We start from the raw sequence: 12,636 nt of genomic DNA on the forward strand, positions 1-12,636 counted from the left end.
AACTATTCAAATCGGGGCTTAAATGCAAATCATAACGCAAAACAATCAAAAATATCGCAGTATTCTCAATTTAAAAAGAGATTATGACAACTAGTCAACTTCGGCTAGCATGGACTTGATGGAGTTGAACCAGAGTAGGTTATTGGTAAAACTCATCATATTGTAATCAATAAAAAGATAAAGAACACCAATACCTGCTCCTACCTGTAAACGCAGGGGCTGCGCGGTCATTCCGAAGTTTTTAACCAGGGTCCGGGGGAATACCTCATCAAAACCAATGAACAACTGTTCCAGGTCTCCGAGGTTGAAAGAGAGGTCCACATCGCCTTCCATGTAAATCGCCTTCTCTGTTAAAGCGATCTGGCCAGCGTGACAGTGAAAAGGACCTGCGCCGGAAACATGAACACCTACCTGATCTACCGTATTTCTATGGAGCACTTCCTCTTCCGTACTCCATTTTACATTTCCAGAAAGCAATATATTTTCCATATCAGGGGTATAGTATAGGTTACTCCGGTTTCAATAAACTATAAATAACGCTATCCAGGAACTTTCCTTCAAAATAGAAATCTTCCTTAAAATGAGCTTCTTTAACATAACCTTGCTTCACTAAAACTTTAGCAGATGCCAGATTATCCGGATCAATAACTGCATAGAGCGAGTGTAATCCTAATTCTTCAAAGGCAAATTTGTTCATGAGTCCCAAAGCTTCGCTGGCAATACCTTTACCCCAAAATCCGGGGGCCAGCATATACCCTACTTCCGCGCGGAAATTGGGAAAGTCAAAGTGCGGAAATCCGATAAAGCCAATCATGATATCCGGTGCTTCAATTAAAGTAATGGCCCAACCAAGGTTTTCTTCTCTCAGGGTTCCCTGCTTAATCTCCTCGATTAAGGCATAAATTTCTTCTATATTTGCCGGTTTTGCCCTCGGCACATATTTCATGACTTCTTCATTAGTTCTCAAATGAAACGCTGCTGCTGCATCTTCCACCGTCTGTTCCCGGAGTAATAGTCTGGCGGACTCCAAAACAGGAGGTATTTCAAAATTAAATTTCTTTGGTTGATCCATCATTTTATTTACTTGATATCAAGCTCGAATATAACAGTTTTCATCGATTTCATGATTCGGAAATCACATTCTATACCAATCTCATAGAATTAATCGCGTTTCTAATGCCCTGAAACGTTATCTTTGTCAAAAAAACTTCCGGGTAATGATTGAATTAAGAAATATAACGAAGAAGTTTTTCCAGAAGACGAGAGCGATCACTGCCCTGTCCGGGGTTTCCTTAACTGTACCTGAAGGTAAAATATTCGGGGTAATAGGTAGTTCAGGAGCAGGCAAAAGCACACTGATCCGCTGCGTAAATCTACTTGAAAAACCAACTTCCGGAGAGGTGATTGTTGATGGTCAAAACCTGATGGATCTTTCCCCGAAACAGCTGGCCAAAGCCAGGAGACATATAGGAATGATTTTCCAGCACTTCAACCTGTTATCTTCACGCACGGTGTTTGAGAATGTTGCCTTTTCCCTGGAGTTAGACCATACACCGAAAGCTGAAATTGAAAAGAGAGTAACGGAGCTGCTTGATTTAGTGGGTTTGAATGAAAAACACCATGACTATCCGGTAAACTTATCCGGTGGACAAAAACAGCGGGTAGCAATTGCCAGAACGCTGGCTAGCAACCCTAAAGTATTGCTTTGTGATGAAGCAACCAGTGCACTGGACCCTGCAACGACCAAATCTATACTCGCTTTACTGAAAGACATCAATAAGCGACTAAACATCACCATCCTGCTCATTACGCATGAAATGGAGGTGGTAAAAGACATTTGCGATGAAGTTGCAGTGATCAGTGAAGGTAAATTAATTGAGCAAGGCGCGGTGAGTGAGATCTTTTCTCATCCAAAAACGGAGTTGGCAAAAGCATTTATTGCCTCTGCCCTGAGCCTGGATATTCCCGCAGACTATAAAGAACGACTGGTTTCTGCACCTGCGGAAAACAAACGTCCATTACTGAAACTTGAATTTACGGGACAGTCGGTCGATGATCCTGTATTATCAGAAGTTGCCCGTCTTTTCCAGATTGACAGTAATGTGATCAGCGCAAGAATGGATTATGCCGGTGGGATTAAATTTGGCGTGATGCTGATTGAAGTCTTCGGAACACAAGAAAACAGCCTTCAGGCGATAGAATTTTATAAAAGTAAAAATATTAAAGTAGAGGTAATAGGTTATGTCTGATTCAATGATTTTGCTCCTTGCTAAAGGAGCCTGGGAAACCATCGTCATGACTTTTGTTTCCGGCTTTTTCGGTTTCTTAATCGGCCTACCTACGGGTGTGCTTTTATTTATGACCAGGAAAGGACAGGTTTTAGAACATAAAACCTTCAACCATACTATTTCAATTATTGTGAACATCTTTCGTTCCATTCCCTTCATCATTCTGATCGTTTGGATGATCCCTTTCACCAGAGCGCTGGTAGGCACTTCTATTGGCGTTGAGGCGGCAATTGTTCCTTTGAGTATTGGTGCGGCTCCGTTTATCGCCAGATTGATTGAGAACAGTCTGATTGAAGTCCCGGGTGGACTGGTAGAGGCCGCAAGAGCAATGGGGGCCACTCCTTTCCAGATCGTTTATAAAGTATTGTTACCGGAAGCTTTACCTTCCATCCTCAACAGTGCTTCCGTTACCCTGATCACACTGGTTGGTTATTCGGCCATGGGTGGTGCAGTTGGTGCCGGTGGACTTGGCCAGATTGGCTACCAATATGGCTATGTTGGGTATGATGTATTTGTCATGAATACCGTACTGGTATTGTTAATTGCACTGGTATTTATCATCCAGTTTCTGGGTGATTTTATCGCTAAAAGAGTAGACCACAGGTAATCTTCCCGAAAAGCATCAAATCGGAAAGACACCTATCAAATAGGAGAAACAAATGAATACAAAAATCAAATTTATCGCGGCAATAGCGATTTTAACAGGTTCAGTAGCTTTATTTAGCTGTGGCCGTTCGACAAAAAACACCGATCCGAACTATATTCAGGTTGGTGTAGAATCCGGTCCGGAATATAGCTTAGCAGTAGCGGCGAAGAAAGTTGCCAAAGAAAAATACGGTCTGGAAGTAGATCTGGTACAGTTTAACGATTATGTGATGCCAAATGAAGCGCTTCAACAGGGAGACATTGATCTGAATGTTTTTCAAAACAAGCCTTACCTGGATGTGCAGACCAAACAACGTGGTTATAAATTTGCCATCGTAGGAAACACTTTTGTTTTCCCTCTTGCCGGTTACTCAAAAAAGATCAAATCTTTATCAGAACTTAAAGACGGAAGTACGGTAATTATTCCTAATGATGCCACTAATGGTGGAAGATCATTGTTACTAATGGAGAAATTCGGCCTGATCAAACTAAAAGAGGGTGTTGGCCTCTTGCCTACTGTCAATGACATTACAGGCAACCCTAAAAATCTTAAAATTCTGGAACTAGAGGCTCCACAGTTGCCAAGAGCATTAGACGACCAGAATGTAACGATTGCCATCATCAACAATACCTTTGCAGCCCCTATAGGCTTAAGTCCGGAAAAAGACGGCTTATTTGTGGAATCAAAGGATTCTCCTTACGTAAATTCTATCGTAGCCAGAGAAGACAATAAAAATGACGAAAAAGTATTGAAGTTTGTCAAAGCTTACCAATCTGAAGAAGTAGAAAAAGCCGCAAAAGAAGCCTTCAAAGGAGGTGCAATTAAAGGCTGGTAATCTTCACAAAAAATATTTTCTGCTGATGAAGGCAAATAAAAAGAGCTGACTATCAATTGAAAAGAGCCATATTTTACCCAAATCCCCCATAAAGTCAGTCGCTTTTTGGGGGATTTTTTATGCCTTACCTGCTTAGATACAAGCAGTAATCCAACAAAAAAATCACATTTGTTTAATGCAACTAAACATCTTAACATATATATTTAACTTTTGAATACGATTAACCATAATAAACCACACAAATGAAAAAATCAATTATTGCCTTTTGCCTGCTTTGCGCTGGTTTTAGCGTTAATGCACAGGTGAAAAATGTAAAACATGTCATCCTGATTGGCTGCGACGGCCTTGGTGCCTATGCCATTCCTGATGCGCAAATGCCCAATCTTAAAAAGTTAATGGAAACAGGGGCTTCCAGCCTTGAGGCCAGATCGGTACTTCCATCTTCCAGCGCGGTAAACTGGGCTTCTATGTTGATGGGCGCCGGTCCGACGGAACATGGTTATACGGAATGGGGAAGTAAAACGCCTGAAATCCCTTCGGCAACCACCACAAAATACGGTCTCTTTCCTTCTATCTTTAGTGTGATCAGAGATCAGAAGCCGAATGCGAAAACTGCCGTGATTTACAGCTGGCCTGGAATCGGGCCATTGGTAGAAAAAGATGCCATCAGCATTGTGGTACCAGGCAATGACAAAGATGATTTCTGTGCAGACACCACTGCAACGATTATCAAAAGAGAGAAACCATATTTCACTTTCGTTCATTTTGATGAACCAGACCATACCGGTCATGAGATTGGTCATCGTACCCCTGCTTATTATGAGCAGTTGAAAAAGGTAGATGAGCGGATCGGAAAAATCGTACAAGCGGTAAAAGATGCAGGAATTGAAAAAGAAACGATCATCATTGTTTCAGCAGATCACGGTGGTACCGGTAAAGGACATGGTGGAAAAACCCTGGATGAGGTACAGATTCCATGGGTAATCAATGGAGCTGGTGTTAAGAAAAACCATAAGATCAAAGACGTGATCATCACTTACGATACTGCAGCAACCCTGGCCTGGATTATGGGCTTAAAGCTTCCACAAAGCTGGAGAGGTAAAGCGGTTACGGATAGTTTCGGCAAGTAAACATATCCCTGTATAAAGGGTTAACACATTGAAAAACATCAGCTGTGCTAAATGATTCAGCATTCGCAAATAGTTTTTTAAGAAAGGAGCAGGCTAAATCTGCTCCTTTATTGTTTTAGGGCTTACTGAAGCGCTATCTCTTTTTTCTGACTACGCAGCCTGGTTCGGAGGCTCCATAATTTTTAGTGAAAGGCTATGGCCTTATAATTTTCAATCTGTAGAGGACTAAACTGATTTTAATCAGGGGTATTTTCCAGGAAATCAGCATAAAAATCAGGGACAGGACTGCTTCTAATACCTCTGATCGTTTCCTCTATTGGATAAGCTATTTTTCGGATGAGGGGTTTGAGGCGATGAAGTCCGACAGCATCGCTACCACTTAGAATTTCCAATTGCAGGTAACAGGCTTTACGGTCTTTTTCTTTTGAGCGTCCTACTGAACCGGTATTGATCAATAGTTTTGTCTTTTGGGGAGTTGACCCGGGCCATTCCTGATCAGTTGATTCCGGCAAATTTTGAACAGGTGATTCTGACAGATAACGAATAAAAGGAACATGAGTATGTCCGGAAATAATCACCTCCACTTGTGCTTTCCTGAACATTTCAGAAATCCTGCTTTCTTCGGCATCTTCATAAAGATACTCCTCATTACTATCAGGGCTTCCATGAACCAATAAAATGGTCATTCCTGCTAACTCCAGTTTTATTGTGGCCGGTAAAGCGGCCAAAAAAGCTTTATTAGAGGCCGTAATGTGCTGTTTAGTATAGTTAATAGCTTCCAAACGGGCCTCTTGTTCCCTTAAGTTGTGTTTGGTAAGCGGATAAACCGGATGGTCAAAAGCGATACGTTCATCATGGTTCCCCATGATGGTAGGAATATGCTTTGCTTTAATCAGTTCAATCACCTCATTATGCCATGGTGCTGCGTCTGTTAAATCCCCGAGACAATAAATTTGATCCGGATTAAAGGAGGATATATCTGCTAACACTGCTTTTAGTGCGGGTAGATTGGCGTGAAGATCACTAATAATTGCTATTTTCATTTGAGGAACAGTATATTTCAATTGATTACAGAGTATTTCATTTGAGATGCAATCCAATCAATTGATCTGTACTGTAAACCCAACAAAGGTCACATTTCAGGAACGGCTAAAGTTGTAATATTAAAGGAAAACTTTGTACAATCAACAGAAATCATGGTATACAGCTAAATCATCCGGCTAAATCCCATAAAAACTATTAGCCAGTCTCTAAATCATGCTCATTACGGATCTTGTGCACAAAACCGGCAAGTTCTCTCGTATAGTTGTCCAGCATAATTGCCGACTCTTTGATCCCTGCGATCATGATTTTCAAATCTTCCGCAGAATCAGGAGCATGGTCTATCAATTCTGATAAACCCAGAATTTTCACCACGGGTTGTCTAAGTTCATGAGAAATTTTGAACAGCATCTGTTCCATTGCATTGACCTGATCTTCCCTGTCTCTTTCTTCTTTTTCTTTTCGTTCAGAAATGAGTGTTCTTAGAGAAAGGTATTGCAGGGGTTTACCAGACAAATCTTTGATCGGGACAATCACGCTATCCACCCAGTAAAATGAGCCGTCTTTGGCTTGATTTTTAATTTCACCATGCCAGACCTCCCCTTTTCCGATCGTCTTCCACATCTCCCGGAGGAATTCTTTAGGGTGATAACCGGAATTGATGATGCGGTGATTTTGTCCCAGTAACTCGGGTCTGCTAAACTGAGAAACTTCACAAAAACGTTGATTTACATGAATGATGGTTCCCTTAATATCTGTAATGGAGGAAATTATACTGGTATCCACTGCCTGCTGATAGGCCATTAGCAATGGAACCAATCGTTCCTGAGAACCATCCATCATGTACACCTCATCCTTCTTTAGTATTCCCATAAGCGCTCAAATTTACGCTTTACCCAACTTTTATCTGCAATAAAAATCAAAATAGGAACAACAGTTAAATTTTAGTAACCCTAAAGCACAGTATGAGTCTCCGGAGGAAATACGAGCAAGGGCAGTTTTACATGAACGGCCATTTTCTGGGTATGACTACCTTCAAATAATCTTTTGATAAAAGGATGCCTGCGATGAACCATAGCCAGCATATCAATGTCTACATGATCGGTTAACCAGGTTAGGCCCTCATCAATCCCCATATCTTTAACATGACGGTAATAAACCTTATGGTAATGCACCTTACAGGTCACCTCATTTAAAAATGAATCGACTTTCTTTTGATGGATTTCCGGATCAAAATCATCGGGAGTGATGTGTACAATGAGAATTTCTGCATTAAATGGTCGGGCAAAATGTGAGAGTGAATGAATGAGTTCCATATCGCCATCACTGAAATCTGTCGCGAATGCAATTCTTTTCAGTGGTTTAAAATCCGTTCCAGGCGGAATCAACAGGATTGGAAAGCTGCCATTATTTATTAAGTCCCTGCTGGTACTACCCAGAAAAAACCGGTTTAAACCTCCTACTCCTGAGGTTCCCATAACCACAAGGTTGACTTCCCCCTTCTCTGCCAACATATTTAACACTTCAGGGACGGTTCCTACCTCTGCCAAAACCTCCACTGGTGGATATTCTTCGCGGGAAGCACCGGTATCTTTAATGTGCTTTTTCAACTTTTCAGAAACTTGCTTAAGCTGGCGGTTGGCATCTGCTCTCAAAGTACCAAGGTCCATCAATGGCCAGGCTACTTGTCCGGACATACTGGCTGATGCCGGTACCATGACGGCATTACATAATTTAAGACTGGCTTTCATGTTTTTCCCTAGTTCCATAGCGTACAGTGCGGCATGGTCTGCATTAGGAGAAAAATCAGTGGGAATCAAAATAGTTTTCATCTGCTGTGTTTTAATTGATCTTTAACTAAGATGAATAATCCTGAATTAAAGAAACATGATATGTATCATATTAAACACTGATAGTTAGCCTATTTGTTTTAAATAAAAAATCCTGTCTTCGTCAGGTCGCTTAAAACCAACAAAGACAGGACTATTTTTTTTGATCAAATCAGGATAATTTCCCTGAACAAATCAAGGTACCTTCTTTTGAAAAACTAACTAGAAAACCAATTCCGCTTCAACCTGAAAATCTTCATCTCTCAGGTGTACCACTTCCATACTTTTCTCATAGTTTGTGGACTTCTTAGAGAAGAAATCATGTTGTGTTGTTTCTCCGTTTAAGCCATTTAATACAATAGAATTAACCGATTTCACTTCAAATAGCTCTTCAAAACCAAGGTTCATCATTGCTTTATTGGCATTGTACCTTACATACTCTTTTACATCGGCAGTAAGACCAACTTCCGTATACAATTCATCCGTATACTTCAACTCATTTTCATAAAGTTCCATCAAAAGATTGATCAGCTCTTGTTTGCTTTTTTCCGGATCAGGCAGTTTTTTGTAAAGATCCTGGGCCAGTAAACCTACAAACACACCATGAATAGACTCATCAGCTACAATCTTTTTGATAATGTCTGCACTGGCTACCATTTGCCCTTGTCCAGCCAACCATAACGGCATAAAGAAACCGCTATAGAATAAGAAAGATTCCAGCAATACAGAAGCTGCAAGGCCCATAAACAAGGTCTCGTCACTCACTTTCTGTGCATCCAGATTTCTATAATACTTGTCAATTGTAGCTGCTTTATGTTGCAACAGCTTATTATTTTCTACCCATTCAAATAGCTCATTGATCTCCGCAGTGCTATTTACCGTGGTAAAAATGGTAGAATAAGATTTGGCATGAATCGCTTCCATCATACACATAAACGACAATACCGCTTTATTTTGCAGGCCATCGATATGGTCTAACAGTTTAGGCATTCCGGTATGACTTTGCAGGGTATCCAATAAAGTAAGGCCACCCAATGCTTTTTTATAAGCTTCCTGAATTTCGGGACTCAAAGACTTCCAGCTGTCAATATCTTTTGAAGGAATATATTCAGTATCCACCCAAAACTGACGAAGATTTTGCTCCCAGAACATTCCTGCGTAATCATTTTCAGGTGTATTCCAGTTTACTGCTTTATATGAACTCATTTATATAATTTAATAAGGTAATTAATTACTGCCTGGAATTAAACCGAGCAGGATACACATTCATCAATAGTAGCTTTACGCGTCCGGGTATAATACAGCGATTTCAGGCCCATTTTATGCGCATAGATATAGTATTTGGCGATATCACGTGTGCTGTCTTTCGTATTGGTATGTAAAATCGTTGAAATCCCCTGATCCACATGCTTTTGAATTACTGAAATCAGACGTAGTACGTTCTTCTGGTCCATATCATAAGCCGACTTATAGAAGAAATAATTGTCATTATCCAGGTAAGGCATTGGGTAATAAGTGGTACTATCGCCATATTCCCTAACCTCAATCACATCCACTACCGGCATCACGGAAGCTGTTGCATTCATGATATAAGAAGTCGATTGATTTGGCGCTATTGCCAGACGGTAAGCATGATAAAGACCATGAGTTTTCACCTCATTCATCAAGGTAGTCCAATCAGCAACGGTAGGAATGGCCATTCCTTCGAATAAACCAGCAATTTTATCACTCACCGGTGCAATATCCTTAATCAGGTAAGGTTGGAAATAATTACCGTTTGCATATTCTGATTGCTCAAAGCCTACAAAAGTTTCTTTTTTCTCTCTTGCGATTTCCATTGAACTTTGAATAGAATAGAAATTGACCATCATAAAGAAAACATTACAGAAATCAAGTGCAGCTGCACTTTCATACATGATAAAGTTTTTAGTCAGGAAACCATGTAAGTTCATGGCGCCAAGACCCACACTATGCAATTCTTTATTTGCTTTCTGTACAGAAGGCACCATGGCGATATCGGTAAGGTCGGAAACCACGGTTAAAGAGCGCATAGCGGTAGCAACAGCCTCTTTAATCCTTTTATTTTCCATTACCGTAGCAATGTTCAAAGAGCCCAGGTTACAGGAAATCCCGTAACGGATAGTATCTTCTTTACCATAGATTTCGATATCTGAGACCTCTGAAATCTGCATGATTTCTGTACAAAGGTTAGAGAATTTCACATTTCCAAGTTCCTTTAAAGCATGTGCTTTATTGGCGTTTCCTTTGAAAAACAAATACGGATAACCACTCTCTTTTTGTGTCTGAGCGATTTTCACCATCAAATGACGGGCATTGATCTTTTTCTTTTTCACTAAAGGATTGGTCACCAATTCCTCATACATCTCATTCATATCCAATTCATCCAGATATTTACCATATTGTTTATATACGGTATGTGGATAGAACAGGTAGCAAGCTTCATCATTTTCTGCAAGTTCCATGAACTTATCAGGTACAATGACACCAATTGAAAGGGATTTTATGCGGACTTTCTCATCCACATTGATCTTTTTACAGTCTAAAAACTCTTCAATATCGGTGTGGAAAATATTCAGGTATACCGCTCCTGCACCAGGGCGTTGACCGAGTTGATTGGCGTAGGAGAAAGTGTCTTCCAGAATCTTCATAATCGGCAATACTCCACCTGCACGTCCTTCAACATCTTTGATGGACTCTCCTCTTGCACGTACTTTAGAAATGTTAAAAGAAACACCACCACCGATAGATGAAAGTTTCATTGCAGAATCGATTGCGTATCCAATTCCATTCAGGTTATCACCGATTTCGTCCAAAAAGCAGGAAACCAATTCACCAGAGCGTTTTTTTCCTGAGTTTAAGAAAGTTGGTGTTGCCGGTTGATATTCCTGATTGATCAGCAGTTCAGCATATTGTTTGGCTTGAGGAACATCGCCTCTGGCCAGGAATAAAGAAACTGCAACTACGCGATCTTCATAACGTTCCAGAAATTTCTCTCCGCTATCATCCCTGAGGGCATAACTTTGAAAAAATTTGAAAGCACTCATGAAGGATTGGAACCTGAATTTCTTTGCATAAACCAGGTCGTAAACTTCTTCCATTTGTTCAAATGTATACCATTGATAGAAATCAATGTAATACTCCTGTTCAATCAGGTAATCGATTTTCTCTTTCAGCGTATAAAAGAAAACCGTATTTTTATTTACATAGTCTAAAAAATAAGAACGAACTGCTTCCTTGTCTTTGCTAAGGCTGAATTCGTCGTCTTTTTTAACCATGATCTCGTTGTTCAACAAGATCCATTTTTTAGTTACCATATCTTTAGCCTTCTATATTGTCTATAAATTTTTGAATATCATCTGCGGTTCCTGAGAGCTCAAACTGCATCAATACCGGGAGCTGAAACAGGGCAGATATTTTTTTCGCAGCAAGTCCATAATTAGGACCCCAGTTTTTATTTCCACTGGAAGTAACAGATATAATCGCGCTGCTATTTTCTTCGAGGAAACGCAAAGTGGACACCGGTACTTCGCCAAAACCTGTGGTATAAGTGATCAGGTGTCCTTCCTTTAAGGGTCCGGACACTTGATCAATCTTTTGAATATTCCAGTCGCGCTGTAACTTTAAGCGGTTTACAAACCGTTCTACGTTACCAGTCTTACTGTCATAATAAATGCAGGTCATCAGAAAAACAAGGTTATCCTACGGCTAATGCTGCCAGTTCTTCCGGTTTATAACCGATTACTCTTGCCAGTTCCTGTTCTGCTTCCATAAGAATCACCGTAGGTACCGAACGTACTCTGAATTGCATGGCCAGTTCAGGTTCATTAAAAGGATTGATGGTTTCGTATACCATTCCTTTTCTATCCAGATATTCAGAGACCATATTACATGGGCTACAATCTTCTTTTTCGAATTTGATGATTCTTTTAGTACTCATTTCGTAGGATTTTTTTAATAAATCGGCCCTCATGCAGGGCTGTTGATGGATTTCAAAATTGGCGAATATTATCTGGAAAGACTCTAAACGGTTATCCACATTCGGTGGAAAAACAATTCAATTTATGACAAATGAAATGCTGGAAAAATGGTGCGAAATGATTACACTTAATAGGGATTATTCTGTAAAGTGTTCTTATAAAGATTATTGAGAAAAATAACTTCATGATGGAAAGAATTCCGGTCAGTTGAAATCAAAAAAAGCTATACTCCGGACCATGTGCTCCCTTGTATAGCTAATCTATAAATGACAAAATTCTGTTTGGAAACTATTCGGTTTCTTCGTCTTCTTCTAAATAGATTTCATGGACTAAGAATTTCACTTTTTCCATGGTTTCTAACAGGTCTTCTATATCCTCAGAAAGAATATGATGGATCAGGTCGCCTGTTTCCGGAATCTCAGAGTTGGGGATTAATTCAAAGGCTTCGATACTGCCTCTTAAATTAAGGTTAACTATTTTCACATAATTAACTCCGTTATCGATCCAATCTTTCAGAATATTGGCATCGAACTCCACATACCCTTCAATGTTTACCTTTTTCATAGGGTAAATCTAAGGATAATTCGGGATCAATCCTTATTTGGCAGTAGCCCTGGCCTTATTTTGCGGGGGATCTCTCCTGATCTGACAGGGATTATGGCCCTGCAAGGCCCCGCCAACCCCTGCTCAATGGAGGGGCAAGGCTCCCGATACCTGAATGTCAGACAACAGCGTAAAATTTATCCAATGCTCAAAAGCAAAAAACTGACCCCTGGATAAAGGTCAGCTTTACAAATATTATCGAATTTGCTGTTATAAGAGATTGGAATCCCTGAATTCTTTGATTTAATCCCAATTAAGTGCTTTAA

14 protein-coding genes are annotated in these 12,636 nt (G+C 40.2%); 4 read left to right on the forward strand and 10 right to left on the reverse strand.

The genetic code is table 11. The features are described from left to right. Nucleotides 1–90 precede the first annotated feature (90 nt). Entirely contained in the window at nt 91–489 is a 399-nt protein-coding gene (locus tag OQX61_RS19260) for a hypothetical protein (RefSeq protein WP_265843434.1), read from the reverse strand. 19 nt (nt 490–508) lie between these two features. Further along, entirely contained in the window at nt 509–1,075 is a 567-nt protein-coding gene (locus tag OQX61_RS19265; RefSeq protein ID WP_265843435.1) for a GNAT family N-acetyltransferase, read from the reverse strand. Between the two features lie 142 nt (nt 1,076–1,217). Between OQX61_RS19265 and metN the strand changes: the two genes are divergently transcribed. The 4 genes from metN (at nt 1,218) to OQX61_RS19285 (ending at nt 4,899) form a co-directional block, all read left to right on the forward strand. Continuing rightward, on the forward strand, nt 1,218–2,249 hold the full coding sequence (gene metN, locus OQX61_RS19270; RefSeq protein WP_265843436.1) for a methionine ABC transporter ATP-binding protein MetN: 1,032 nt from the start codon (nt 1,218–1,220) through the stop codon (nt 2,247–2,249). Continuing rightward, nucleotides 2,242–2,895 (forward strand): methionine ABC transporter permease MetI, encoded by a 654-nt coding sequence (gene metI / locus OQX61_RS19275; protein WP_265843437.1) that lies wholly within the window; start codon nt 2,242–2,244, stop codon nt 2,893–2,895. Before metN ends, metI begins: the two co-directional genes overlap by 8 nt. 52 nt (nt 2,896–2,947) lie before the next feature. Next, entirely contained in the window at nt 2,948–3,769 is an 822-nt protein-coding gene (gene metQ / locus OQX61_RS19280; protein WP_265843438.1) for a methionine ABC transporter substrate-binding lipoprotein MetQ, read from the forward strand. A gap of 242 nt (nt 3,770–4,011) precedes the next feature. Continuing rightward, the gene (locus tag OQX61_RS19285; protein WP_265843439.1) at nt 4,012–4,899 is read left to right on the forward strand and encodes an alkaline phosphatase; all 888 of its coding nucleotides are present in this window, start codon (nt 4,012–4,014) and stop codon (nt 4,897–4,899) included. A 236-nt stretch (nt 4,900–5,135) separates the two neighbouring features. Here OQX61_RS19285 and OQX61_RS19290 read toward each other — a convergent pair whose 3' ends face one another. The 8 genes from OQX61_RS19290 to OQX61_RS19325 form a co-directional block, all read right to left on the reverse strand. Next, nucleotides 5,136–5,942 carry a metallophosphoesterase family protein gene (locus OQX61_RS19290; protein ID WP_265843440.1) on the reverse strand — a complete coding sequence of 269 codons (807 nt, stop codon included), beginning with the start codon at nt 5,940–5,942 and terminating at the stop codon, nt 5,136–5,138. 196 nt (nt 5,943–6,138) lie between these two features. Then, complete coding sequence (locus OQX61_RS19295; protein WP_265843441.1) at nt 6,139–6,813, reverse strand: PAS domain-containing hybrid sensor histidine kinase/response regulator; 675 nt, start codon at nt 6,811–6,813, stop codon at nt 6,139–6,141. Nucleotides 6,814–6,893: 80 nt separating this feature from the next. Further along, a complete protein-coding gene (locus OQX61_RS19300) occupies nt 6,894–7,772 on the reverse strand; it encodes a universal stress protein (protein ID WP_265843442.1) in 879 nt (292 codons plus the stop codon). Between the two features lie 219 nt (nt 7,773–7,991). Further along, the gene (gene nrdF / locus OQX61_RS19305) at nt 7,992–8,975 is read right to left on the reverse strand and encodes a class 1b ribonucleoside-diphosphate reductase subunit beta (protein WP_265843443.1); all 984 of its coding nucleotides are present in this window, start codon (nt 8,973–8,975) and stop codon (nt 7,992–7,994) included. Between the two features lie 38 nt (nt 8,976–9,013). Beyond that, nucleotides 9,014–11,104, reverse strand: a complete 2,091-nt coding sequence (gene nrdE / locus OQX61_RS19310) for a class 1b ribonucleoside-diphosphate reductase subunit alpha (protein ID WP_265843444.1) — start codon at nt 11,102–11,104, stop codon at nt 9,014–9,016. 4 nt (nt 11,105–11,108) lie between these two features. After that, nucleotides 11,109–11,471 (reverse strand): class Ib ribonucleoside-diphosphate reductase assembly flavoprotein NrdI, encoded by a 363-nt coding sequence (gene nrdI / locus OQX61_RS19315; protein WP_265843445.1) that lies wholly within the window; start codon nt 11,469–11,471, stop codon nt 11,109–11,111. Nucleotides 11,472–11,484: 13 nt separating this feature from the next. After that, nucleotides 11,485–11,727, reverse strand: coding sequence for a thioredoxin family protein (locus tag OQX61_RS19320; RefSeq protein ID WP_265843446.1), 243 nt, complete (start codon nt 11,725–11,727; stop codon nt 11,485–11,487). Nucleotides 11,728–12,055: 328 nt separating this feature from the next. After that, nucleotides 12,056–12,331, reverse strand: coding sequence for a hypothetical protein (locus OQX61_RS19325; protein ID WP_265843447.1), 276 nt, complete (start codon nt 12,329–12,331; stop codon nt 12,056–12,058). Nucleotides 12,332–12,636: the final 305 nt, after the last annotated feature.

This window comes from Pedobacter sp. PLR (assembly GCF_026239675.1).
Classification (GTDB): Bacteria; Bacteroidota; Bacteroidia; order Sphingobacteriales; family Sphingobacteriaceae; genus Pedobacter.